The organism is Trinickia diaoshuihuensis, from assembly GCF_003390925.1.
GTDB lineage: Bacteria > Pseudomonadota > Gammaproteobacteria > Burkholderiales > Burkholderiaceae > Trinickia > Trinickia diaoshuihuensis.
Genome location: NZ_QUBS01000089.1, coordinates 47843 through 72704, shown reverse-complemented (window position 1 = coordinate 72704; position 24862 = coordinate 47843). Strand labels below are relative to the sequence as shown.

The window sequence follows — 24862 nt, the reverse complement described above, 5'->3', positions numbered from 1 at the left end:
GGGTTCCTTACTCGCGTTGCCTCAAGCCTCGATGCGGCAGCCGAATTCACCTCGATCGGCGAATAACGTCATTCGGGCAGGCTTGCGTTGTTCCGCGCGGTCGCACAGCAACGCGTGACCGATTTCAGGTAAAACCGCATCGGCAATCGTCGCGTCGACGAGGCGCGCACCGCTTTCGCGCTCCGCGCATCGATCGACGATGGCAGCCACGACCGCCTCGTCATACGCGAGCGTCACGGCATGCTCCGCCTGCACCTGCTTGCACACTTGCTCGAGCTGCGCCCGCACGATCGAGCGCATCGCGTCGTCGGAAAGCGGCATGTACGCGATCGTCGTCATCCGCGCGATCAGTGCCGCGGGAAAGACCGTGAGCAGCGCTTCGCGCAGCGGGCCCCGCAACGCATCGAGTACGTCGGCCGTGGCCCCGCGCGCGTCGTGCCACGCGCGCAAGATGCACGCGTCGCCGAGATTCGTCGTGAGCAGGATCAGCGTATTGCGGAAATCCACGATGCGGCCCTGGCCGTCCTCCATCCAGCCTTTGTCGAAGACTTGATAGAACAAGGCATGAACGTCGCGGTGGGCTTTTTCGATCTCGTCCAGCAGCACGACGCAGTACGGCTTGCGGCGAACCGCGTCGGTCAGCGCCCCGCCCTCGCCGTAACCGACATAGCCGGGCGGCGCGCCTTTCAGCGTGGACACGGTATGTGCTTCCTGATACTCGCTCATGTTGAACGTGATCAAGTTGCGCTCGCCGCCGTAGATCGCCTCGGCCAAGGCTTGCGCCGTTTCGGTCTTACCCACGCCCGATGGTCCGGCGAGCAAGAAGACGCCGAGCGGCCGCCCGGGCCGCTGCAAACCGGCGCGCGCCGTACGCACGCGCCGGGCGATACGCTCGATCGCGTGCGCCTGGCCGACGATCCTCGCGTTCAATCGCGCCGCTAAGCCGAGCACGGTATCGAGTTCGTCGCGAAGCATGCGTCGCACCGGAACGCCGGTCCAATCTTGCACCACCGAAGCCACGGCTTGCCGGTCCACACTCGCGGCGACGAGCGGCAGTTCTCCCTGCTGCTCTCGCAGCTCGCCCTCCAGGCGAGCGAGCGCGGCTCGGCGGTCGTCGTCGCCGGCCTCCTCGATGAGCGTCGCGCGCAGCGATAAGACGTCGGCAACCTGACGCGCTTGCTCGTGCCAGCACTGCTCCAGCGCGGCAGCTTTCTCGCGCTCGGCCGCCAGCGCTTGCTGCGCTTGCCCCACGCACAGCGGCTCGACGCGGCCCAGCACCCGCTCACGAGCGAGCGCGCGGTACTCGGCCGCCAGCGTTGCAACTCGCTCGCGCGCCTCATCGAGCGGCGGCGGTACCGCATCGCGGCCGGCCGCAACCCGTGCGCAAACGGTATCGAGCAAACTCACCGCCTTGTCGGGCAACTGCCGATCGTTGATATACCGATGGCTGAGCGTCACCGCGGCATGCAAAGCTTCCTCGAGCACCAGCACACCGTGATGCGCCTCCATCGCGGGCGCCACGGCGCGCAGCATCGCAAGTGCGCGCGCCTCGTTCGGCTCCGCGACCGATACGGGCTGAAACCGCCGCGCGAGCGCCGGATCTTTTTCGATGTGACGCTTGTATTCGGCCCACGTCGTGGCCGCAATGGTGCGCAAAGCACCGCGCGCCAGCGCGGGCTTGAGCAGGTTCGCCGCGTCGCCGGTGCCCGCGGTCCCGCCCGCACCGACGAGCGTATGCGCCTCGTCGATAAAAAGAATCACGGGCGGCTGCGCCGCCTGCACTTCGTCGACGACCCGGCGCAAGCGCGCTTCGAATTCGCCCTTTGCGCCGGCCCCGGCTTGAAGCAATCCGATATCCAGCGAGCGCAACGAAACGCCGCGCAGCCTCTGCGGCACCTCACCGGCGACGATACGTTGCGCGAGCCCCTCGACGATCGCCGTTTTTCCCACGCCCGCGTCGCCGGTCAGCAGCGGGTTGTTTTGCCGGCGCCGCAGCAAGATGTCGATGACCTGGCGAATTTCGTCGTTCCGCCCCACCACCGCGTCGAGCTTGCCTTCCCTGGCGAGCGCGGTCAGATCGACTGTATAGCGCTCAAGGGCCTCGGAGTCAGTCTCCGGCGTGGCCGCATCATGCCCGCCGGCCGCCGCCTCGGGAGAGCCGGCCGCGATGTGCTCGAGCGCTCGGACGCACGCGTGCTCGTCCAGCCGCGCCAGCGAGGGCGCGCATGCGGTCAGCGTCCGCTTCAGCGACGGTGCGCCGACGATACCGACGAGCAAATGCCCCGTGCGCACCCGCTGAGCCCCGTACCTCAGCGACGCATGGATCCAGCCGCGCTCCGCGGCCTCCATGACGTCGCTCGATAAGTCGATCGGCTGTCCGGCGCAACGCGGCAAGCGCTCCAACGAGCGCTCCAACTCATCGGCGAGCAAACCGGCGTCGATCTCGAAAAACGAGGCGATCCGGCGTAGATCGGAATCCTCGTGCCGAACGATTTGCAACAGCCAATGCGCCAATTCCACGTACGCATGCCCCCGTGCCTTGCCCAAGGCGGTGCCGCTTTCGATGGCGCGATAGGCGGGCGCGCCCAATTTGCCGAACAGCGCGGCGCGACTCAGTTCAGTCATGAAGCTTGTTCCTTACTCAGTGTCCCAATGAATGCTTTGTCGCCGCCGAAGCGCAGCGCGGGAGCCGCCGCGTTCGCCCTTGCATCGCCGAGCCATGTGTGCCGGCCAAGCCGGGTTGTCGGCCCGAGCCGCGTGGCGCGCGCGGCATCGTGCGCGAGTCTCAGTTCCAGTTCGAATTCGAACGTAGGTCCCGCATACAAACGCACCCACCGCGCCATGCGGCGCGCCTGGACCGTACCGGGCTGCAACCGTTCGCATTGATCTGCGTTCAGCGGCCCGGCGACGACCCGGAATTTCTGCTGCCGATCCCACACCCGGCGCCCCACGAGGTATCCCGCGCCGAGCGTGCCCCGATTGCGCGCGCCAAGTCTTACGCCCGCCGTTTCAGGTAACGGCAGCCATTGCCCGACGAACGGCTCGATCCGCACCGGCACGCCGAACTCGTTCGAGAGGAGCGTCGCAAGACCGCACGCATGGCGGCGCCGGTCGCCGAGCAACGCGGCCTCGCCGAGCCGTGCAGCGTGCTCGACGGCCCCCGGCGCATCCGAGCCCGCCTGCCCGAGTCCGCACACGCTGCTCACATAGCGCGCAAAGCGGTCGTCGCCGGGGCGATCGAGACCGATGACCGGTTGGGCGTCGGCCCAAGCGCGATACATCAAACTCGACATGCGGTGCTGAAACACGTCGAGAAAGCGCTCGAAGGTGCGGTCTTGCCGGTGAAGCGAGCGAGCGAGCGCATATTCGGTCAAATGCAGCGGCATCGGCCCGTCCGGCCCGAGCAGCCCGAAATCCAACGCGAGCCGCGCGCGCGCCGCACCGCCGGGCGGCTCGTACGACATGATCTGCGCCGAGCTGAAGCGCAAATGCGCGTCATGGCCGAGGCGAACCGGCTCGCGAGCGGCCTTCGTCCCTCTCCCGAGGCGCGCTTCGCTCGGATGCGCGCACTCGATAAGGCGCAACGCCTGAAACGATTGGAATTGCTTGGGGTCGCGCAGCAGCCTTTCGAGGAGCGTCAAAGAATCTCGCATTGCCCCACCCTCGCCGGATACCGGGTCACGACGGCTTGCGCGGGCGTGCGAACGACCGTCTGAGCGAATTGATTGATCGGCATGTAATCGGCCAGCGCCGCGGCCAGCACGGCCCCAAGCAACGACGCCCGTGCCCCGGCCGGTGCGCGATCGTCGAACGTCAGCGTGATCTCGAGCCCTCGCCCGTAGGACACCGGACCAGGCAACGGCAGACGGCGCGTGATCGCCCTCGCGCTCGCCTGTTGCAAAAGGGAGATTTGATAGCGCCCTGCCGCATCGTCGGCGGGACACAGGGCGGCCATCCATTGACGCAATGCGCTTGCATCATGACCCGACGATCGCGCCGCGGTCTCGCTCGGCTCGCTCACGCTCGCAAGCAACGGCAGCCGGCTGACCGAGAGCATATCCAGCAACCGCCATGCATCCTCCGGCGCTTCGAGCGCAGGGCAAGGGGGCGTGGGTCCGGCCAGACAGCGGATGCGCTCGACCGCCTGTAAGCCGCTATCTCCCGTGAAGTCCGTCACGCCGACGCCCACCGGCATCGACAACGGCAAATCGCGATTGGTACATAGCACCTTCGCCCCGAGCTGTCTCAGATCGGCCGGATACGGCGCTTCGTCCGGCGTCACGATGGCGACGAATACCTCGGAGCCCGCATAGCGCGAGCGGGCCCCGCGCGCGTGCTCGCTCGCCGAAAGCCGGCGTGGCGCTCGCCGCATTTGGAAATAGGCCCGTCCTCGTGCTTCCTCGCCCGGATCGCGCGCCCGATAAAGCGGCGCGAATCGCCGCGGGGCGGCATCTCCGGCCACATAGCCGTCGATTGACTCGATCGCGTAGACCTCGAAATCGAGCGGCCGTGTGCGATCGACGACGACGTGATGCTCGAACCGCCGGTCGTCCACGGCGATACGGTCGGCGCGCCGCTCGAACAAGTTAATGGCCGGTGTGCAATGTAGCGCAAAGCTCGATGCGTCGATGCTCGTTTGCAATGTCGCGTCATAGGCGTCGAGCAAGAACACGACGTCGAGCGCGACCCGGTCGAGCGAGACCCGGTCGAACGCGCTTTGATCGGATACGCCGCTTGTGCGTAGCGCGAGAGCCGCTTCCTTCAAGAAATCCAATTCGACGAAAGCGTATCGCTGCGGAAACGCGAAGTATTCGCGCAGCAAACGGCATCCGCGGTATGCCGAACTCACCGCGGGCAACAGCGCTTCGGCGTCCTCGAAGCCCTTGGCCCGCGCGCAACGCGGCGACAACGAAACATACCGGCCCTTGCGGCCATCCTCGACCCGCAAGCCCACCGCCAAACAATGGCCGGTCATCCGCGCGTGAAGCAACTCGGCCACCCCCTCGCTGCCGCGCAAGTAGATCGGCACAGGACCGCTCGCCTGCATGACGTCGAGCGCGGCGGGTCCCCATTCGAAGTGCAGCGTGAGGACCGCCTTCGGCGCACCGTCGAGCCGAGGCGCCCAGCCATGCGGCAGGCAATCGAACGCGCGATAGTCCGCATGCGCAAGGCCAAGCGGCAGCAGCGTCAACGCGTGGCCGGTCCGGTACTCGCAACGCGTCGTGCCTTCGCGCTCGAGCCCGCTCGACAAAGCGGTGCCGCGCGGCACGGCAATGCCGCGCGCGAGCGCCGGATGCGTGCGATCGGGCTCGATTTGCACGACGGCCATGGAAGGCGTCGGGGCAAGCAGTCCCGGATAGATCATCTCCGCGAGATGCTGCGTGAATCGCGGAAATTGGGCGTCCAGTTGCATCCTGACCCGGGCCGCGAGGAAGCTGAATCCCTCGAGCAGCCGCTCGACATACGGGTCGGCGCACTCGAATGCATCAAGGCCCAGGCGGGCGGCGACCTTCGGAAACGCTTGCGCGAATTCCCCGCCGACCTCGCGCAAATGACGCAATTCCTCCTCGTAATATGCGAGCAGCGTATCGTTCATGACATGGGTACCGATGAGCCCGCGGGGGCGCCTTCGATGATGCGCGCCTGCCCCGACTCCAAATCGAGCTCCGTCTTGAAGTAGAGCCGCTCCGGATAAGGCTGCGCCCATAGATCGGCTTCGACCAGGAAGCAGACCGACGCCGACGCCCCGGTCTCGCCGCTTTCGAGCGGGCGCACGCGCAAGGTCCCCGCAACGATGCGAGGCTCGAAGCGAGTGATCGTTCGTTCCACTTCTCGCCCAAGGGCGCCGACGTTCAAACTCGAGCGCACCGTGCCCGTCACGTCGCGCAGTCCGTAATTGAGCACCGAGGCCGCCGCCAACGGATGAGCCGCGAGTGTCGCGCACCCGTATAACGCGTGCGCATTGAGCAAACTCGATAAATCGCGCAGCACGCTCGCGCGCAACTGCTTCGACGACATCGCACGCCGCTCGCGCGGCTCGGTGCGCTCGTGCGGCGCATCGTCGGACAATCGATCGAGCAGCGCGGGCTGCAGACGATCTCGGCTCGTCGGTTCGGACATGGGGAAGCGAAACGTTGCAAGCGCGGATGAGGAGAGCAGCGCCGGGCGCCGCTCTCCCGCGTCGGTTTAAGAGACCTTCTTCGTCAAGATGTCGAAGCCGGTCTTACCCTTCGACACGAGCGCGCCCGTCGCCGTGTTTTGCGAGAAATACTCGCGCTCGATTTTCTCGAACGTCAGTTCGAGATGTTCGCTCGTCCCTTCCGCGTGGTACGTATGGATACGGGCGTTGGTCAGCGTGACGACGACGAACGGCTTCGGCGTGTTTTCGCCGTCGGCCTTGTAGTCCTTCAACGTCACCGTCGAAATCGGCTTTCCGCTGTAGAACTGCGCCTCGATCTTCGGCGTCGATCCGCACACCATCTTGGTGACGCTGACCGGCGAAACGTAAGCCGCGCCGCTGCCCGACAAACCCGGTCCGCGCCCTTCCATCGGAATGGCGGCGTCGAACGAAAAACTGAGAACGTCCATTTCATTGCTCGCGCCGTCGACTTGCGATTCACCGTCGATGCCGGTCATCTTCATCGTCTTGACGATATTGTCGTAACTCATTGGGACTCCTTTCGATGCTTCAAAACTTCCCGCGCCGCATGCACTCGCTGCTCATGAAGCGACGGGTCCGGAAAAGATTCACTGTCCGCCGACGACGGGCAGTTTGCTCACGAGGCGCAGCGATACGGTCAAGCCTTCGAGCTGGTAGTGCGGCTTCAAATAAAAGCGCGAGGTGTAGTAGCCCGGACTGCCGGGGACTTCCTCCACGACGACGGATGCGTCGGCGAGCGGCTTCGAGGCCTTGGTCGCCTCGGACGAGTGGCTCGGCATGCCGTCGACGTAGGTCATGACCCACTGATAGAGCCACCGCTGCATCTCGTCCTTGCTCTTGAACGAACCGATCTTGTCGCGAGCGATGCACTTCAAGTAATGCGCGAAGCGACTGCAGGCGAAGAGGTAGGGCAAGCGCGCGGCCAACATCGCATTTGCGGTTGCCTCGGGATCGTCGTACTCCGCGCTTTTGTGCAACGACTGCGCGCCGATGAAGGCGGCCATCCCCGAGTGCTTCATATGCACGAGCGGCAAAAAGCCGGCCTTGGACAGTTCCGCCTCGCGCCGATCGCTGATGCCGATCTCGGTCGGACATTTCGCGTCGAGGCCACCGTCGTCGGTCGGAAAGACATGCACGGGCAAGCCTTGGACGGCGCCGCCCGATTCGATGCCGCGAATGCGCGAGCACCAGCCGTAGTCCTTGAACGAGCGATTGACGTTCGCGGCCATCGCGTAAGCCGCATTCGCCCATGTATAGCGACTGCTGTCGCCTTCGGCCGTGTCTTCCTCGAACGCGAACGCATCGACCGGATTGCTCCCGGCGCCATAGGGCGCGCGCGCCAAGAAGCGCGGCAGCGCGAGGCCGATATAGCGCGAGTCTTCCGATTCGCGCAACGCGCGCCACGCCGCATGCTCCGGTGTTTGGAAAAGCTTGGCGATATCGCGCGGATTGGCGAGTTCCTGCCAAGATTCCATCAGCATCACGGCGGGCGATGCCCCGGCGATGAACGGCGCATGGGCTGCCGCGCAGATCTTGGCCATTTGCGCGAGCAGATCGACGTCGGGGCCGCTATTGTCGAAGTAGTAGTCCGCCACGATCGCGCCGAAGGGGTGGCCGCCGAACTGCCCGTACTCCTCTTCGTATAGCTTCTTGAAGAGCGCGCTCTGGTCCCAGGCCGAGCCTTTGTACTTCTTGAGCGTTTTGTACAGCTCTTCCTTCGAGATGTTCATGACGCGCAATTTCAATTGCTCGTCGGTCTCCGTGTTGCTGACGAGATAATGCAGGCCGCGCCACGCGCTTTCCACCCGCTGAAACGCCGCGCAATGAAGGATCTCGTTGATCTGCGCGGTCAGCTTCCGATCGATGGCGGCGATCAGCGCTTCGACCGTGCCGGTCACGTCGGGCGAAATGCAAGCCGTATCGGCGAGCGCTTGCTCGGCGAGCGTGTGAACGGCGTGCGCGACCGCCGCTTGGGCATCGTCGGTCCTCGGCTTGAACGCCTTATGCAGCAGCGCGCCGAAATCGTCGCTTTCGATGACCGCCGCGGCAGCGTCGCCGCTAGCCGCCGCCGGCTGCATCTGCGTTGCAGGGCTAAGCTCTGACATGGTGACTATTCCTCGATACGTGAATTAGGCGCCGGTCTGCGCATCGGCATCGGCAGGTGTGGCGGTAGCATCCGTCTCGCCGCTAGCGCCGGCGTTCGGGCGCGTGCTAAGCGTGCGCATCAAGGCGGGATCGGCCAAGACGTGCGCGACGAGCGCCTCGGCGTCCACCTTGCCGTCCATATAGGTCAACAGATTTGCCAGATGACCGCGCGCTTCGAGCAAACGCCGAAGCGGTTCGACGCGGCGCGCAAGCGCCGCCGGCGAAAAATCGTCCATCGACTCGAAGGTGAGGTCGATCCCGAGCTGCCCCTCGCCCGTCAGCGTGTTCGGAATCATGGCCGCGACGCGCGGCTTCATCGCCTTCAAGCGCTCGTCGAAGTTCTCGCTATCGATTTCCAGAAACTGACGTTCGGCCACGGGCGGTTGCGTCAGCGTCGATTGACCGGATAGCTCGGCCATCACGCCCATGACGAAGGGCAGATTCACCTTCTTTTGCGCGCCATAAACCTCGACGTCGTATTCGATTTGCACACGCGGCGCGCGGGTACGCCCCAAGAACTTTTGGCTGCTTTCGTTAGACATGCAAACGACCTCTCTTTTGATTCGCTCAAACAAAAATCGGCGGCTCGATCACGCCTGCGGTCACGCCTGCGACTATGCGCAACCCGCCCAGTGTTTCGCCTGCTCGATACCGGCCGGCGTCAAATCGGCCACCAGATCGGTAAAGCGCATCCCGACGAGCATCCGCGCGCGTTGCAATAGGATCGGAACCGGACTCGACGGCTCGGCGGCTGCGTAATAGGCGCACAACCGATCGAGCATGCGGACGACATCGTCGCGATCGGCGATTCGGCCGGGCTCCGCCGACGCCGATGGGGCCACCGGCGAATCGGCCGCCGCGTTCGCGAGCGCAGCCCGCCCGGGGTGACGCTCGAGCTGTGCTTGCACGGCGCGCTGCGCATGCATGAGGACCTGTTCGAGCGCGGCAAGCGTCACCGTCGAGCGGTGTCCGGCGCGCGCGTTCAGTTCGGCATCGATCCGCTTCAAGCACGCGCGCGCATCGCCCAGCGCGTCGTGCGTGGCGATCACGTCCTCGATCGAGACGTCGGCGAACGCGGCATCGACGGCCTTCGGTTCGATCGCCGAGGCGTCCGGTGCACCACTCGCATCAAGTGCCTCGGCCGCATCGCGCGAGCCGGACGAATGCGCCGCCGCTTGCTCGATATCGTTCAAACTCACGGGCCCGTGGTGCGGGGAGACGATCAGCGGTGCCAGTCTCATTGCACGAACGAATGCGCTCTTGTCATCGAGCGACAGCAACGTATTGATCCGCGCGGTCGGATCGAGATCGTCGTCGCGATCGAGTTGCGGATGCAGCGTGTCCCAATACCGGGCGAGAAGCCCTTCGATTAGAGTCAGCCCTTCGGTAATCGCCGCCGCGCCATGGAGCGCGACGAGCGAGCGCGTCAGCCAGACGGCGAGCCGCAAGTCGCGGCTTCGGGACATCAAATCGAGTGCCGCCGCCTTGACGCGTTTCCAATCCGGACCGGTCGCGGCGACGTGCATACTGCCGTACTGCACGTCGGGGCTGCCCTCGAGCGCACGCGCCGCATCGAGGTACGCCGGGCAATATTCGAGGTCGGGACCGCAAGGCGATGCGGGATCGACCGGCTCAAGCAACAGCGGGACATCGATGAGAGTCATTGTCGAATCGTGTGGGCAAACGATCGAGGCACGCCGCGCCACGAAAGGCTCGGTTGACAGTGGCTTATCAGCGGCAGATGCCGCCGTGCTTCGAACAACGACTCCATTGTTGGCCTTAACGCGCCGGCGCTCATCCTGAAAATTCTCAGACTTCGTCCGAGAAGCGGACGTTAAGCGAGTTGCAGGTACCGATCTTCCACCGACGCGCTGCGCATAGCCGACGTCTGCCTCGCAAGTAGTTGCGCTTCGGCGGCCGTATCGCCCGGTCCCACGAGTGCGGAGACGAGTTGGCGCGGATAGTTGAACCCGGCCTCCTTCAAGACTCGATCGGTCAGGTAGACAGCGGCGCCGCGGTTCGTCGACGCGAGCGGCGCGGGCACCTTGCCCAATCCGGTCACCGCGCAAATCATCTGGTAGGCGAGCTTGCGTTCGAGTTCGACCTCCCGCAAGCCCGATTCCGTCAGATAATGCAGTCCGTCGTCGAGTACGTAGATTTTCTTCGTCGATTCGGCCACGCCATGCACGCGGCCGCCCGGCGAAAGCGCTTGAAAATCCAGATCGCCCTCGAGCACGAACTTCCAGGGGTCGGCGCGCGACGCCTCCGTCACGGGCATCTTGTCGAACATGCGTCGAAAGGTGACGCTTCGCTGATAGAGCCGACCGTAGAAATCGATGATCACGACGGCGTCCGAGCCAAGCTCGGTGGTCATCGTCCGGTCCTGCACGTAGAAGCCGAAATTGTCGTCGAACTTTTCCTTGAACGCGCTCCACGAGAGGAATATCTCGTCTTTGACGTCTTCGATCCGATCGAGCACCGCCGTGGCGTCTTTAACCGTCAAGCGCGACGAAACCGGCTCCCCCTCCACGACCGTATCGGCCGTCACGGCGCCGAGCCTAGCGTCCACGAGCGCGTCCAGATAACGGTCTTCTCGCGCGGACAAGCCCGCCGCCCGCTGCGCATTGAATTCGACCGTTTGATCCACGGGCATATCGTCGGTCGCGTTGACGCGGCGATACATGACCTGCTCGGGAATCCGATAGCCCGCCTCGCTCAGGATCTTGTCGGTCAGATAAACGACGGGGCCGCGGTTGCGTAAAGCAGCGGCGTGCTCGGGGTCGCGCCCACCCGTCAGCGCGTGGACCATCTCGTGCAAATAGGCCTGCTCGGGCGTCAACGTTTGCACGCCGGCGGCGGACATATACGGCATCGCCACGATATCGGCATCGTTCGGCAGGTAGATGCGTTTATGGCCGAAGTCCGTATAGGCCTTGCGCGGCGAACCGAGCGGTCCCGCCTCGCCGATCACGAATTCCCATTTCTTCCAGGGAGCCGTCGTCGCGTTGCTCGCGTGCGCGTCCAACACCGCGTGTCGATTGAACACACGGCGGAACGTGCCGCTCGATTCATAGAGCTTGCGGTAAAACGCCCGCGCATCGAAACGCGACGTGTTGGCTGCGGGCGGGCGCAGGACGAACGAATCGGAAAAACACAGATCGAAGTCGCGCAATGCCATGTCGTCGGCCCGTTCGAGCAGTGCGGACACGTCCTTGACCGTCATACGCTCTCGGGCCCATTTGCCCTCGGCCGAGGGTTCTCCGAGCCGCGGATGAATTTCCGGAGCGTAGCCCTTACCCGTGCGCGGGTCGACCTCGATGGCGGGGGCGTCTGTCACCCGTCGGCGCGTTCGCCAATCCACCTCGAAGAACGCTTCGCCGTCACGGGTGACCGGAACGATCCGATCTTCGAGGTCCAGATGCACCACGTCGTAGTTGCGCCAGCGTACGCTGCGGTTTTCTCGCGCCTCGCGCGCCAACGCGCGCAACGGCTCGGGCACATCGGCGTCCGGCTGGGCAATGTGCACCGGATCGACGCTCATCTCGATCATTTCATGATGCCCCGCGACGTTGACCCGCGAGGCGTCGACGCGCCCGAGCGCACGCCGCAGCCGCGGCACGACGGGATGCACCGCCTCCGAACGTGCGCCGCCGGCCCCTGTTCCCACATCGAATACGTCGGCACAGAGAAAGAGCAAACCGAACGCGGCTCGCGCCGCGTCGCGATGGCGTATGCCCTCTTCGATGTTGTAGATGGGGCCCACGACCGGGACCGTATTGATCCACGTCTCGAACCCTCGCATGAGCGCCCGATGCGACTCCGTTTCAACCGCCTCGGTGCGCGCGATTTCGTCCGCGACGCGGCGCACCGTATCGGGCGTGACCGGCATCGATTGCGCGCGCAGACGCTGCTTGGCCTCGGCGACCACCCAGGGGTCCGCCGGTAGCCTTGCGTTGAACGCGAGTTCCTCCCGCTGCAATTCGTCGCGCGGGTTGAGCCGCACGCCATCGGGCAACGTCATGACGCTACCGGTTAGCCCCACCCAGTCCGCTCGATCGAGGAACTCGTCGACCACGTTGCCGAACGCATTCTTCAGCACGTTCGGATTGTCGCCCGCAATGGCGTAGTGCCGCCCCTCGGAGAGCGCCTCCTCGCTCAGGCCCGCCTTGCTCAAAACGGTGACGGCCGTGCGGCGCCGATCGAACGACGGTCGCGCCCCGTAAGCGAGCAGCAATCGCTCATTGGCGTACTCGGTGACCACGGCGGCACGCGCCTCGAAATCGGCGCCGACGAGACGGTTGGGCCTCAGCACACCGGTCTGCTTGACCGTTCGCGCGAAGTCCGATATCGGGCCATCATGATCGGCGGCCACGCGCAGCGTATCGAACAAACCGAGCAGTGCGTGCGCCCGGCGGGCCGGCTCGACGTCCTTCCAACTCCTTCCGGGCGGCGCCCAACCCGACAGATATTGGGCGAGCCATTGCGCAGGCTGGCTATTGCCGTTCGCCATGCAGTCGAGCGCACGATCGTTGATCTGATTTTCGTAGAGCAGCTCCAATTGTTCGTTCGACAGCACTTCGAAGTCGCTCGAGCGCGCCAAATGCGCGGCGAAGAGCAGACGCGGATGAAATGGATAGATATTGCCCTCGCTCCACGCGCCTTCGCATTTCGAGAAGGCGCTGACGAGTTCCGCCTCGTTGCGATGGCGGGGGGCTACAGGCACGCCCTGTCTGTAGCGCTCGATCCGCAACAACGCGCTGGCGAGCGAGTGCGGCACCGATCCGATCGTAAAGCTCGTCGACTCGCCCATTTCCTCGAACTTGCGCGCCAGCAGCTTGCTTCGCTCGGCCCGCGAGAACGCGGTCAGCGCGGGAGCGGCCCATACCGCTTGCTGATCGAGGAGATCGTCGAACGATTTGCCCTTTGCATTGCGCAACGCAAAGCCGTCGAAATATGGCGTGGTTTGACTGTATGACGCGCTGGGCGCGAACAACGCGTCGAGCGCGCGGCGCAGCGGATAATCGACACGCAGCGCGGTCAGGAACCCGGCGCGCAGCCCGGAGAGCGTCGCGCAGTGCTGTTCGCTCGGCACCGCTTCTCCGGGCGGACGATCCACTGGTTGCGGCCGTCGCAATCTGTCGTATAGGAGAGCCGCCTCATCGAGTAGCGCCTCATCGGCCAACAGTGACGGATCGAGCGTAGTCGTGAACGCATCGGGGATGGCGCGGCGCCGATGCTTTGCCACTGCCCGCAACAAGTCGCTGGGCCTGTCCGCGTAGGGCCGCGCCTTGCTTTCGTCGACCCACGCCGACAATGCGATGTTGAGCCGCTCGAGCACTGCGGCATCGCTTTTCGACATGCACGAATCGGCAACGGCCGGGGCCACCTGAGCCGAGGATACGCCCGCGCCGGCCGGAACCGTGAGGTCGTCGGTCAGAGCGCGCCGTCGCCGCTGCTCGACCGGACGCATAGCGTCATACCGCGCGCGCTCTTGCGCGCTTGTCGGATCACGGTCCGACCATTCGATGTCGGCGCCCATTGCCGGCGTAGAGCCAGCCTCAACCGTGCCGATGCCGGAAAGCACCGGATCCGCGTGCGCGATATCGAACGGATCGCTGCGACCGATGCCGTGCGCCGGCCCTATGATTGCGATCCCCATGCCTGTTCTCCATTTTGAAAGTTCGTGACAGGTGCGACGATCTTTCAAAAGCAGGGGGACATCGTCTTGCAAGCGAGATTCCCGGACTGGGTTACCGGGCGCGTGCCAATCACCTTGCCGCGCGCGACTCCCAGCGTTCGCGGACAAATGCCAGCCTGAGCGCCACGAGCGTCGAGCGAGCGGCAGGCAAGGCCAAACCGATCAACGACGCGTCGCCCAGACGCAATGCACGTTCCGCGCGGCTGAGCGGCTCGAGCGTACCCTCGTCGCTGACAAAAAACGCGGCCGTGCCCGTCAGCCGGTGCAATGCCTGGGCGGCCGGCGTCCACTGCCCGGAGCCGAGCGCGGTGTCCAATGCCAGGCACTGGCAGTCGAATTCGTCCAGCGCGACCGCAAGCAGCGTGCGCAACCCCGCGTCGCCATACAACATCGACAACTCCGATAAGTCGAACGAGCAGGCTTCGTACGACTCGCGCGTCTCGCTCGCGCGCCGGTTAGACATCGGCATCGACGTTCTCCACCCATTTCTCCAGCAACGCCGCAAGCTTGTTGCGCGTGATCGGCTTGGCCAAGTAATCGTCCATCCCAGCGTCCCGGCATGCGCTTACGTCGTCGGACGTCGCATTCGCACTAATGGCGACGATCGTCGTGCGCGGGAGACGATCGCCTTGCGCGCCGCGAATCTTGCGCGCGACCGTATAGCCGTCCATACCCGGCATATGACAATCGAGCAGCACGATCGCGGGGCGAATACGATGCCAGCACTCGAGACCTTGCATGCCGTCGGCGGCCTCGACGGCGTTCACGCCGAGCGCGCGCAGTTGCCGCACCACGATGTCCCGATTGACGTCGTTGTCTTCGATGACGAGTACGCCGCCAATCGCGGGCAAGCCGGCACCATCGGGGACCGGGGCCGCGCTGCTCGCGCCTACCCCGATGAAGCGTGGCAAAGCCCGATCCTCGATGCGCGCGGAAGGCGCCCCCTCGGGTGCCTTCGACCGATGGATCCCTGCCGATACAGCCGCCATGAAATCATCGACGAAGCGCACGGCACGCTGCCGGCCATCTGGCGACGTCACGAGGACCGCGCCCGCCGGGTCGACCGACACCTCGATATCGCACGCGCGCCCGAGCGCCACGCATCGCACACCCATTTTGGCCAGGCAAGCGCGAATCGCCTGATGCATGGCCGGCACCGGCATACTCAAACTCGCACGCGCCGGGGTGAGACAGGGCCACGTGCGCAGCTCGCCGCCCCATCGAATCGGCAATCGGACGCGCACGTGCGTGCCCGTGCCGACCCGGCTCTCGATATCGATCGTGCCTTCCATGAGATCGACGAGCCGCTTCACGATCGACAAGCCGAGGCCCGTACCGCCGTAGCGCCGCGTCGTGGTGCTGTCTTGCTGGGTGAACGGCGCGAATAAACGCGCGCGATAGGCTTCCGAGATGCCGGCCCCGGTATCGCGGACCGACACGATGAGCCACGGGCGGGCGCGCACGGTCTTGCGCCGCACCTCTAGGACGACATGGCCTCGGCTCGTGAATCGAATCGCGTTACTGAGCAAATTCGTGAGGATCTGATTGAGGCGAACCTCATCGCCGACAAGATGCCGATCGAAGTGCGGCATGACCGCCAAATGCAAGCTAAGCCCCTTGCGCACGGCCAGCGGCGCATGCAACTCGGCCGCCGCGGCCACGAGCGCACAGACGTCGAACGGCGCGCTCTCGAGCGTCAACGCGCCTTGCTCTATTTTGAGATAGTCGAGCGTATCGTCCACGACGCGCAGCATCAATCGCGCTTGATGCTGCGCGATATCGAGATAACGCCTCGGCTCGTCGGGCAACGGCATCGTATCGAGCACGTCGAGCACGCCGACGACGCCGTTCATCGGCGTGCGGATCTCATGACTCATCATGGCAACGAATGCCGACTTCGCGCGGTCGGCGGCCAGCGCCTGCTCGCGCGCGGCGATCGCCTCCGTGCGCGCGGCGACCGCCGCGGCGCGCGCCGCTTGCGTGCGCCGGTAAGCCCAAGCAAGCGAGCCGATGACGGCCAGGGCGATTGCCGCGGCGCCCGATGCGAGCGCAATGACCACACGCTTCTCGTAACCTAGAACGATCGTCAACGGCCGCGCGCGACTGGCCAACCGGGCGAGCTCGTGAGGGCTATAGGAGGCGAGATAGCGATCGAGCATCGTCGCCAGCGGACGATTGGCGGGCATGACGGCGAAACCGATGCGCTCGACGCCCGCGGTGGCCGGGTCGATCGTTAGCTTATGCGACGCATAGCGATCGCCGAGTTCCTCGGCCGCGATCGCATTCACGAGCGCCGCATCGGCGTTGCCGGCCAGCACGGCGCGCAGCGCATCGGCCGCGGTGGTTCTCGGCACGAGCTCGGCGCCGGCGAGCACGGGTTCCGGCACGACCCGGCGCATCCGCCAAGGCGTTGTCGCAATACGGTTCGCGCGCCGGTCGTCGGGCTCCGCGCGCACGAACGACCATGGGAAACTATCGTAGGGACGCGTCGTCGCGAGCGTGCTCGCCCGCCCATCCGGGCCGAGCGGAAACGACGATACGACGTCGACGACACCGGTACGCAGTGCCTGCGCCGGCTCATGCGCGGGGTCGAGCAGCACCGTCTCGAATCGAAGTCCGGCCGCCTGTGCGAACTGCTTGAGCAGCGTCGCGCCGAATCCTTGCCACCGGCCTTCATCGTCGATGAAATCATAAGGACGGCCGAGCCGTTGCACGCCTACGCGCACCACGGGATGCCGTCTCGCCCACTCCCGCTCGACATCGGTCATGCGCAGCGGCGCGGCCCTGGGGCTACGCGGCGTCGTACCCGATAACGGCTGGATTTCCATCTCGTTGAAAGTCGACGGCGCGATGGCGGCGAGAGCCTGGGCGAGCATCGGCGCATCGTCTGTACGCGACGCGAGACATATCGCGAGCGAATCGGGCAACGCCACCGGCTCGAGCGTACCGATCGCATGCGCGGCCAGGGCTTCGACGTTCAGCGCATGCAAACCGACGAAAGCATCGGCGCGCCCGCTCGCAACCGCCTCGAGCGCGAGCGCACGATTCGGCAATTGCTCGGCGTCCATGCCGCCGAGTTTCGCGTTCAATGTAGCGGCGCCCAAGTCGCCGCCGGCAACGACGACGCGCTTGCCGTTCAGATCCGATAGCGCGTGCAAGGGATCGCGCCCGCGTACGAGCACCACGCCGAGAGGCAACCGCGCATAAGGACCGGTCAGCGTGCCGGCGCCGGTCGGCACCGGATCGGCGCACGCCACGGGCACGGCATCGATTTCGCCTGTCCGCAGCGCGGCCCATGCCCCGCCGGCCGACGATACGGACCGGTAATCGAGCCGCACCGCTCGAGCACGAGCAATTGCGCGCAAGACATCGGCGTTGATCCCCCGCCTAACACCCGCTTGATCGACATAGTCGAGCGCGCTCATATCGCCACCGTAAGCGCCGACTCGCCAAACTCGAGAATCGGCTGGCTTGGCGTCGAGCGCTCCCGAGAGACAAACCGCTGCCATCAAGCCGACGGCTTGCCGAGCAAACCGCGACGATCGGATATCGATTCGCGCGACACCTCGCCGGAAACGCAAGCCAATGCCCATCGCGGCCCCCTGCTTTCAATACCGGAACTTCTCTTTCAGAAACAGCGCGAGGCCCAGGTCGTCGGCAACGCGCAATTTGCGCATCGCACTGCGTTTGTGCGTACTAACCGTCTTCTTGCTGCGCCGCAGCCGCGCGGCCGTTTGCGTCACCGATAGTCCTTCGGCAATGTGCCGGAGAATCTCGATTTCGGCGGCGGACAGCATGTCCTCACGCGCATGCGGGACGAGCGCCTCGACCCGCCCCTCGCGCGTGACGAAGAATTTGCGCGGCGAGGCGACTGCGTGGCGTATCACCTCCGCAATGAGCGGCAACGGGGTTGATTTTTCGAGAAACGCATTGGCGCCCGAGCGATGACATACGCATTCGGCATCGCTCGCGCGCGCGGCGGAGAGCACGACGATAGCGATCGGAGGCGCCTCCATGCGCAGCCGCTTGACGAACGTCGCGCCGTCAAGACGATCGCCGGGAAGGTAAAAGTCGACGAGGGCGACATCGCACGCGCCGCGTTCGAGGACCGTAAATAAGTCGTCGATCGTCGAGACGTTCGCCACGAGTTCGAAGTCCGCATGATCGCGCAGATAGGTGGCGACACCGAGCGCGACGATGGGATGGTCATCGAGCACTGCAATACGAATTCGATGCCTGGGACGGGACAACAATAAGACTTGCCGGGGAGTCATGCGTTTTCATCCTCGCTATTGCCATTGCGACGTGAAGGACCGCCGCTCTAATGTATTAAGTCATTGGGCGGTGCGAATTTAATTCACAAGATCGAACGATTAACCGAGTCGCCATTCGCTTGACGACACATAGGATATGTCTCGGCGTTTTTCTTCAGGAATGTTTCCAATCAATTAGGATTGACGCGAAATTCTCGTTACCGCACCGCACGGCCTCTCCATCCTGCGGCTCCCATGCATACGGATGCGCGGTTCGCTCGATTCTAGCCCAAGCGGGGCACACCAACAACGCTCAGCGACATGCATTTTGTCGGAAATACGCGGAACCTCTTAAATTACCTTCCTTTGGTCCTAAAATTTCATCGACATAATCTCAATCACCTGAAACTGTGCTTATCAGACAACGATCGAAAACAAATAACCATAGGAAAAATCGCATTTCCGAATTCAGCATCCCGCGCTAAACAGCATGAACCGATGAATCAAACGCGAGGAGATGCGGTATGAGTGAAAGAATAGGTAGTGCGACCCAGCGCGGCACGAGCGTTGCGGGCATGTGATGGAACGCCGGAGGCCGATACGGCCTGGCGCAAAAGGATGGAGGCACAGCGTATGAGCGAATCGACACCATCCGGGAAGGACCAGCCTTCGCAACCGGATATCGCGCGCGGCACGCCCCCGGCTCGCACGCCGGAGACCTTACCCGAGACGGACCTCGAACCGGATCAAGCGCCCGTGCGCGATACGCCGGACGTTCGGTCGAGCGGAACGCCGCCGGTTCGATGAACGCGGCGCCGGCGCGCAGTGCCCTGTTTCGTTTGTCAGGGCATCAATCTCGCGGTCGCGAATACCAAGCCCGTCAACGCGATGGCCGTTCCGATAAACCATTTCAACAACGTCGACTCGAGTGTCGTCACGTCGTTTTTCGTTGCAAGATGGAGCAGCCCGGATTCGACGTGGGCCATGCGTTCCCGGATATCAGTCGTCATTTGTTCAAGCTCGGTGAGGCGTGCGTGAAATGACGAATGATCGCCGGTAAGGGCCTGCAAGGGCACCGGGGCGTTGAGAAATCGGACAGATGGCTGGGGACGACGCTGATCGCGCGCAGTGGACATCATCGGGCGGCTCACTCGGATTGGGTTCGGGGCGCGGCACAAGAGCACGCGCGCGGCCGTACCACCGACGCAACGCCCCAACCGCCGCATGTTCCGGGCGCCGACGATCGCGCCCATGCAAGCATCATCGATGATCGGACGGGGGCGGCCAAGCCGGCCGAATGGCCAATTCAGCGCCCGACGACCGAGTGGCACGCGCTATGCGCAGCGGCAATACGGCAGCATCCTCCCCAAACGAGCGCAAGGACGTGCAATGAAACCCATCTTGAAAATATCACTCGTCGTATTGGTGGCTGTCCTCGCGGGAAATCGCATCACCGACTTCTTGTGCGGGGACAAACCTAAACAGCAACGGCTGCCGTTATAAGGGCAACGAGCCGGCGTGATGCTCGCCGGCTCGCTCTCTCATCGATCGCTATCTCAATGCGAGAGCTGCCAAGCAAGCACCGGGTGAGTCGCGCCCGCCGGCATCGCCCAGATACCGCCCGGGCCGAAGTTCCAGCCGACGAACGATGAGGGGGTGCTCATTTGGGTAGTGGTGAGGCCGATCGCATACGATGGGCTGTCGTCGTTGTAAAGGGGATAGAGGCTTGTCGAAGCACCCGTGGTATCCATGTTCCAATACACGTCTGCTGCAATGGTGCCGCTATTCGTCCCTGCGATACCGCCACCGACGACGTCTCCTACCATCGGCATAGCGGTGGTTGCCACTGGGCCGCTGGCGAAGGACTGGCTGACCGTCCCGTGGTTCGCACCCACGAGCCCTCCCGCCCCGGATAGGCTTATGAACGCCGCGTTGACCGTGGCACCTGTTGCGTACGAGCGCGTAATCGTCGCATCGTTGATGCCGACGAGGCCCCCGATGACGGTTTCGTAGCTCCATCCATTTCCGGTCACCGACCCTGCGGCGTACGACTGGTCGATAACGCCGTTGTTTTCGCCAACGAGCCCTCCTCCTCCGGCCCCGCCAAACGTAACCGCCGCATTGCTCGACGAGCGTGAGATCGTTCCACGGTTCTCCCCTACGAGCCCACCGACGACCGTGGAATCATTGAAAAGATTGTCCCAGGTAGGGCCAGCCTGACTGATTGAGCCCGACGTGGTGACGCCCACGATCGTTCCATCGTTCTCACCGGCCAAAATTCCCTCTTCACCGGTCAGAGAGGGCGCGGAGTCGGGCTTGGTGTTTGCGACGCTACCGTCCACGTTCAAGTGACGCACGACGGCGCTCTTGCCCAAGGTTCCGAACAAACCTAACGTTGGCGCGTTTTGCCCCAGCACCGTTATTGAACTGATCGTATGGCCTTGTCCGTCGAATTGACCGGTGAACGCCGTGTTGCCGCCGCCGATGGGCACGTACGAACCGTCGCTCGTCGCGCTGGCGTCGATGTCCTTGCCCAGCGCGTAGTTGCCTGCCAGATTGGCCGACACTTTCTTCAAGTCCGCCAATGAATTGACGAGTCGATATTCCGTGATTTGCGTCACCAGCCCACTGTATTCCGGCGCTGTCCACGATGCATTGGACAGCAACGTGCCCGGGGTGTAGCTGCCGTTCATGTCGTAATAGGTACCGACGATGCCGGCGCTCTTCGACCAATCCACCGTGCCGCTATTTAGAACGCTGCCCCCGTTGTCGATCGCCGTTGCATCGGCCCGCAGCGTCAGATTGCCGCTACCTTGGTTCTTGATCGTTACGCCCTTGCCGACGTTCACCGAACGATATGCGTTCAAGTCGAGTGAAGCGGCGCCGTTCCAGCCGATGTTCGAGGCGACTGCGATATCGCCCGTATGACCGGCACCGCCCGTCGTAGTCAAATTGATCGACGTTCCGGCATTCAAGCTGCGTGAGAATGAAAGTGCGGCGGTGTCGCCGATCGTTAGGCTCGGCGTCGTGATATTCCAGATGCCCGCCGATACCGTCGGCACGCAGCCGCAGAAATATAGATTGCGCGCAACGGTATCGACTGTGCCGCCGCTGCCGTCGGCATTCGTCGCCTTCAACGTGCCCTTGAGCGTGACCGAACCACCGTCGGCGACGAGCCAAACGCGTCCGTCTCGCGTGGCCGTGCCCGTCGCACGAATCGCTTGATGCTCGCCCGCGAACGCATAGACGTTCCCGTCGGCCGCTTGCAAACCGATTTGCGCCGCGTTGATCACGCCTTCGTTGACCACCTTTCCCGCGCTGCCCAACTGCACGAACACTTGCTGTCCGTTCGACGAGTCTTGCAGCAGCACCCGCTGCCCCGCCGCGAACTCCGCCGTGCCGTGCGGCGCGCTGACGGTCCCTACGTTGTCGACCTCCTTCGCCGCAACGAGGAACACGTCGCCGTTGGTCGAGCCAATCTGACCCAGGTTCACCACCCACGCTTTAGACGAACCGCTCAGCGTCAACGGGCCGCCGTTCATGAACGACGCATTGTCGGCATCGAGCGTACTGGCGACGAAGCGGCCGCCAGTCGACACCACCCCGCTCTTGCCCACCACGATGCCTTGCGGATTGATTAGATAGACGCTGCCGGTCGAACTCAGCGTGCCTAGGATCGTCGACATCTCCCCGCCCGTCACTCGGTTCAACGTGGCGCCCGTGCCGTTGTTGACGTCGACGCGATTGCCGCTGCCGATCGAGAAACTCTTCCAGTCGATGACACCGCGCCCTGACGTTTGGTTGATCGTCAGCGAGTTGCCGGCACTATTGATGGAACCACTGCCCGCCACGAACTGGCCGCCGCTAGGCAGAACGCCGGCATGCGCCAGTGGCGCGGCCCCATATAGTGCCGCCAGCGCGACCGTCAGTAATTTTGGCCGAATCGGCAACGCCATCCTTGCTTTACATCCCATTGCATCCCCCATTTCGTGAGAAAGAATGCTTGCCCGGTCTTTCATCAGACAAATAGGCAGCGGGCAAAATTATGGAAATACGATGCAAGAACGTGTCGCCAAGTCGTCATACGTCGACGCCGGGCTGCTAGGCAGAGAGTCAGATAGTGGGACGCGGCTCTGACGCTCGAGCTTTCTCGATTAGGCAGATCACGCCGTCGGCATGATTTCGCTTCCACGTCTGGCTTGGAATCTTGGTAGACGAGGGAAACGTTAGGGGCGGAATTGGCCCCCCCACGAGGAATCGAACCTCGATTTCAGGTTTAGAAGACCCGTGTTCTATCCGTTGAACTATGGGGAGGCGAAGGCGTGATTGTACGACGCCGAATAGCGCCGAGGAGCGATGCGCCGGTCACGCGAGGCCGGGGGCCGGAATTATACTCGATCCCCCGCACCCAAGCGAAGCGCGATCAAACCGGCTGCCCGTGCGTGACGAACCAGGCGAAGCAAGCGAGGCCGGCGACGATGCAATAGATGCCGAACGAGGCCAGGCGGCCGCGTCCTTCGAAGTAGCGCATCAAGAAGCGCACGCTCAGGTAAGCGGCGATCGCAGTCAACACGCCGCCCAGCAGCGCATCGCCAACCAGCCCCGGTGCGCGGAAGAGTTTCGGAATTTCCAACAGCCCGGCCGCGAAAATGATCGGCGTACCCAGCAAGAAGGCGAACTCGGCCGCGCTCTCAGCCGTCAGGCCGGCGGCATTGCCCGCGATCATCGTCAAACCGCTGCGCGAGAAACCCGGAATCAGCGCACCGATCTGCGCGAGCCCCACGAGGAACGCTTGCTTAAACGTCAGCTTCTCGGGCGGCCGGTGCGCGCGCGAGCGTTGCAGCCGGTCGCCGAACCAAAGCAGCAAGCCGTTCACGACGAGCGCCAATGCCACGATCCGCAAATCATGAAAAACGCGCTCGAGCCGCTTTTCGAGCACCAGGCCGACGAGCCCGGCCGGAATCGTCCCGATGATGAGCGCCCACATCATGTGGCCTTCCTCGCTGCGCCGGCCGGCCAGCGAGCCGAACCAGCCCGAGATCAGCGCGATCCAGCGCTTGCGGAAGTACCACAGCAGAGCAAGGGCCGTGCCCAAATGCAACGCAACCAGGAACGGGATCAACTGCGGCGCATGCTTGTCGATATGGATGCCCAGCAGCGCGGGCGCGAGCAACGTATGCCCCAAGCTGCTGACCGGGAACAGTTCGGTGACGCCCTGCAGGACGCTTAGAAAAAACAAAAACCAAAGGCTCACGCGTCGATCCTTTTCTTTCTTCAGGTTGCGGAAAATGAGGAGAAATCCGGGCGCGGGCCAGCCGGCCGGCACCCGATCGCGACCGATTATGCCCAGCCTCGGATGTTGAGCCAAGCTAAGAAAACATTTTTTTCAGCCCAAATATCGAGCAAAAACGTCATAGGTCAGTCATAATCGACACGGATAATCGTTGCCGTGTAAACGTTTTCAGGCCCAGCACTACCGGACTGCACAGACAGCAATGAAACATACGATCAAGGATGTAGCCGCGTACGCCGGCTTTTCCATCGCGACGGTGTCTCGCGCGATCAATGCGCCGCATACGGTCAATCGCGTCACGCTCGCGAAGATCCGTGAGGCGATCGAAGCGCTGCAGTTCAGCCCGAGCCCGCTCGGGCGGCAACTGCGCGGCGAGCGCACGCGTCTCATCGGCGTCGTGCTGCCCACGCTCGCGAACCCGGTATTCGCGGAGTGCCTGCAAGGAATCGACGAGTTGGCCGCGGCGCAGGGTTATCGGCTCATGCTGATGACGACGCAATACGACGCCGCGCGCGAGCGTCACGCGATCGAAACGCTGCTCGCCCAGCGCGTCGAGGGCCTGATCCTTACCGTCGCCGACGCCGACACGCATCCGTTGCTCGACGAGCTAGACCGCGACGGCAAACAGTACGTCCTGATGCACAACGACACGGTGCGGCGCCCGTCGGTTTCGGTCGATAACCGCCGAGCCGCCTATGACGGCGTGCGCATGCTGATCGAGCACGGTCACGAGCGCATCCTCATGCTGGCCGGCACGCTCGCCGAGTCCGACCGCGCGCGGTTGCGTTACCGCGGCTACGCGGAAGCCATGACGCAGGCTGGGCTTACGCCCGCCCCCGCGCTCGAAGTCGACTTCAACGCCGACGAACTCGCACCGGCCGTCCTCGCTCACTTGACGGCCGGCGCATCGCGCCCCACCGCCCTCTTTTGCAGCAACGACCTGCTCGCCATGGTCGTCATGCGCGGCCTGCGCCGCGCCCGCTACGACGTGCCGGGCGACATGTCGATTCTCGGCTTCGACGGGCTCGCGATGGGCGAATTGCTCTCGCCGCCCCTCGCAAGCATCGGCACGCCGAACCGCGAGATCGGCTGCGCCGCCTGGCGGCGCCTGATGGCCCGCATCGAAGGCGCCGACGACGGCGAATCGCTCTCCCTCACTTTGCCCCATATGTTGCGCAAAGGCGCGACGATCGCCGCGCTCTCTGGCGCGTCGGACGCCGCCCATTCCGCGCATCCCGCCGCGTAAGCACCGGGGCATCCGCTGGTTTCCGCACTGGCCTCGCAAGGCCGGTGCAGCATTTCCACGACGTTCC

The 24862-nt window shown here is 64.2% G+C and carries 17 protein-coding genes and 1 tRNA gene; 2 read left to right on the top strand and 16 right to left on the bottom strand.

The window, feature by feature from the left end; all coding sequences use genetic code 11:
- Positions 1 to 21: 21 nt before the first annotated feature.
- From tssH to DXT59_RS27495, 12 genes are all read right to left on the bottom strand, one after another.
- Positions 22 to 2625, bottom strand: a complete 2604-nt coding sequence (tssH, locus tag DXT59_RS27550; protein WP_116141288.1) for a type VI secretion system ATPase TssH — start codon at positions 2623 to 2625, stop codon at positions 22 to 24.
- Positions 2622 to 3653, bottom strand: coding sequence for a type VI secretion system baseplate subunit TssG (tssG, locus tag DXT59_RS27545; RefSeq protein WP_116141285.1), 1032 nt, complete (start codon positions 3651 to 3653; stop codon positions 2622 to 2624). Before tssG ends, tssH begins: the two co-directional genes overlap by 4 nt.
- Entirely contained in the window at positions 3638 to 5596 is a 1959-nt protein-coding gene (gene tssF, locus DXT59_RS27540; protein ID WP_116141283.1) for a type VI secretion system baseplate subunit TssF, read from the bottom strand. The genes tssG and tssF overlap by 16 nt, the downstream gene beginning before the upstream one ends.
- Positions 5593 to 6120, bottom strand: coding sequence for a type VI secretion system baseplate subunit TssE (gene tssE, locus DXT59_RS27535; protein ID WP_116141281.1), 528 nt, complete (start codon positions 6118 to 6120; stop codon positions 5593 to 5595). The genes tssF and tssE overlap by 4 nt, the downstream gene beginning before the upstream one ends.
- A gap of 66 nt (positions 6121 to 6186) precedes the next feature.
- On the bottom strand, positions 6187 to 6669 hold the full coding sequence (locus DXT59_RS27530) for an Hcp family type VI secretion system effector (protein WP_116141279.1): 483 nt from the start codon (positions 6667 to 6669) through the stop codon (positions 6187 to 6189).
- A 78-nt stretch (positions 6670 to 6747) separates the two neighbouring features.
- Positions 6748 to 8238 carry a type VI secretion system contractile sheath large subunit gene (gene tssC / locus DXT59_RS27525; protein ID WP_116141276.1) on the bottom strand — a complete coding sequence of 497 codons (1491 nt, stop codon included), beginning with the start codon at positions 8236 to 8238 and terminating at the stop codon, positions 6748 to 6750.
- 51 nt (positions 8239 to 8289) lie between these two features.
- Complete coding sequence (gene tssB, locus DXT59_RS27520) at positions 8290 to 8847, bottom strand: type VI secretion system contractile sheath small subunit (RefSeq protein WP_116141274.1); 558 nt, start codon at positions 8845 to 8847, stop codon at positions 8290 to 8292.
- Positions 8848 to 8919: 72 nt separating this feature from the next.
- Positions 8920 to 9969, bottom strand: coding sequence for a type VI secretion system protein TssA (tssA, locus tag DXT59_RS27515; RefSeq protein ID WP_116141272.1), 1050 nt, complete (start codon positions 9967 to 9969; stop codon positions 8920 to 8922).
- 170 nt (positions 9970 to 10139) lie between these two features.
- Positions 10140 to 13964, bottom strand: a complete 3825-nt coding sequence (locus tag DXT59_RS27510; RefSeq protein WP_116141270.1) for a PipA/GogA/GtgA family type III secretion system effector — start codon at positions 13962 to 13964, stop codon at positions 10140 to 10142.
- Positions 13965 to 14073: 109 nt separating this feature from the next.
- Positions 14074 to 14472 carry a hypothetical protein gene (locus DXT59_RS27505; protein WP_162878266.1) on the bottom strand — a complete coding sequence of 133 codons (399 nt, stop codon included), beginning with the start codon at positions 14470 to 14472 and terminating at the stop codon, positions 14074 to 14076.
- On the bottom strand, positions 14459 to 17428 hold the full coding sequence (locus tag DXT59_RS27500; RefSeq protein WP_162878265.1) for an ATP-binding protein: 2970 nt from the start codon (positions 17426 to 17428) through the stop codon (positions 14459 to 14461). The genes DXT59_RS27505 and DXT59_RS27500 overlap by 14 nt, the downstream gene beginning before the upstream one ends.
- Positions 17429 to 17611: 183 nt before the next feature.
- Complete coding sequence (locus DXT59_RS27495; RefSeq protein WP_116141264.1) at positions 17612 to 18277, bottom strand: response regulator transcription factor; 666 nt, start codon at positions 18275 to 18277, stop codon at positions 17612 to 17614.
- A gap of 612 nt (positions 18278 to 18889) precedes the next feature.
- Here DXT59_RS27495 and DXT59_RS27490 point away from each other — a divergent pair.
- On the top strand, positions 18890 to 19063 hold the full coding sequence (locus DXT59_RS27490) for a hypothetical protein (protein WP_162878264.1): 174 nt from the start codon (positions 18890 to 18892) through the stop codon (positions 19061 to 19063).
- 35 nt (positions 19064 to 19098) lie between these two features.
- Here DXT59_RS27490 and DXT59_RS27485 read toward each other — a convergent pair whose 3' ends face one another.
- The 4 genes from DXT59_RS27485 to DXT59_RS27470 all read right to left on the bottom strand — a co-directional run bounded on the left by DXT59_RS27485 (position 19099) and on the right by DXT59_RS27470 (position 23510).
- Entirely contained in the window at positions 19099 to 19509 is a 411-nt protein-coding gene (locus DXT59_RS27485; protein ID WP_116141260.1) for a hypothetical protein, read from the bottom strand.
- 303 nt (positions 19510 to 19812) lie between these two features.
- The gene (locus DXT59_RS27480; RefSeq protein ID WP_116141258.1) at positions 19813 to 22212 is read right to left on the bottom strand and encodes a two-partner secretion domain-containing protein; all 2400 of its coding nucleotides are present in this window, start codon (positions 22210 to 22212) and stop codon (positions 19813 to 19815) included.
- Positions 22213 to 22495: 283 nt separating this feature from the next.
- A tRNA-Arg gene (locus DXT59_RS27475) sits at positions 22496 to 22570 on the bottom strand.
- A gap of 109 nt (positions 22571 to 22679) precedes the next feature.
- Positions 22680 to 23510 (bottom strand): undecaprenyl-diphosphate phosphatase, encoded by an 831-nt coding sequence (locus DXT59_RS27470; RefSeq protein WP_116141560.1) that lies wholly within the window; start codon positions 23508 to 23510, stop codon positions 22680 to 22682.
- A gap of 241 nt (positions 23511 to 23751) precedes the next feature.
- On the opposite strand from DXT59_RS27470, the gene DXT59_RS27465 reads away from it, so the two are divergent.
- Complete coding sequence (locus DXT59_RS27465) at positions 23752 to 24795, top strand: substrate-binding domain-containing protein (protein ID WP_116141255.1); 1044 nt, start codon at positions 23752 to 23754, stop codon at positions 24793 to 24795.
- Positions 24796 to 24862: the final 67 nt, after the last annotated feature.

Bases quoted from the DNA above. Each gene is read 5' to 3' on its own strand.
- DXT59_RS27500 (WP_162878265.1), bottom strand. From the start codon at position 17,428: ATGAGCGCGCTCGACTATGTCGATCAAGCGGGTGTTAGGCGGGGGATC.
- tssC (WP_116141276.1), bottom strand. From the start codon at position 8,238: ATGCAGCCGGCGGCGGCTAGCGGCGACGCTGCCGCGGCGGTCATCGAA.
- DXT59_RS27495 (WP_116141264.1), bottom strand. From the start codon at position 18,277: ATGACTCCCCGGCAAGTCTTATTGTTGTCCCGTCCCAGGCATCGAATT.
- DXT59_RS27485 (WP_116141260.1), bottom strand. From the start codon at position 19,509: ATGGGCGCGATCGTCGGCGCCCGGAACATGCGGCGGTTGGGGCGTTGC.
- DXT59_RS27490 (WP_162878264.1), top strand. From the start codon at position 18,890: ATGAGCGAATCGACACCATCCGGGAAGGACCAGCCTTCGCAACCGGAT.
- tssB (WP_116141274.1), bottom strand. From the start codon at position 8,847: ATGTCTAACGAAAGCAGCCAAAAGTTCTTGGGGCGTACCCGCGCGCCG.
- tssH (WP_116141288.1), bottom strand. From the start codon at position 2,625: ATGACTGAACTGAGTCGCGCCGCGCTGTTCGGCAAATTGGGCGCGCCC.
- tssG (WP_116141285.1), bottom strand. From the start codon at position 3,653: ATGCGAGATTCTTTGACGCTCCTCGAAAGGCTGCTGCGCGACCCCAAG.
- tssA (WP_116141272.1), bottom strand. From the start codon at position 9,969: ATGACTCTCATCGATGTCCCGCTGTTGCTTGAGCCGGTCGATCCCGCA.
- tssE (WP_116141281.1), bottom strand. From the start codon at position 6,120: ATGTCCGAACCGACGAGCCGAGATCGTCTGCAGCCCGCGCTGCTCGAT.
- DXT59_RS27510 (WP_116141270.1), bottom strand. From the start codon at position 13,964: ATGGGGATCGCAATCATAGGGCCGGCGCACGGCATCGGTCGCAGCGAT.
- DXT59_RS27530 (WP_116141279.1), bottom strand. From the start codon at position 6,669: ATGAGTTACGACAATATCGTCAAGACGATGAAGATGACCGGCATCGAC.
- DXT59_RS27480 (WP_116141258.1), bottom strand. From the start codon at position 22,212: ATGGCGTTGCCGATTCGGCCAAAATTACTGACGGTCGCGCTGGCGGCA.
- DXT59_RS27465 (WP_116141255.1), top strand. From the start codon at position 23,752: ATGAAACATACGATCAAGGATGTAGCCGCGTACGCCGGCTTTTCCATC.
- tssF (WP_116141283.1), bottom strand. From the start codon at position 5,596: ATGAACGATACGCTGCTCGCATATTACGAGGAGGAATTGCGTCATTTG.
- DXT59_RS27505 (WP_162878266.1), bottom strand. From the start codon at position 14,472: ATGCCGATGTCTAACCGGCGCGCGAGCGAGACGCGCGAGTCGTACGAA.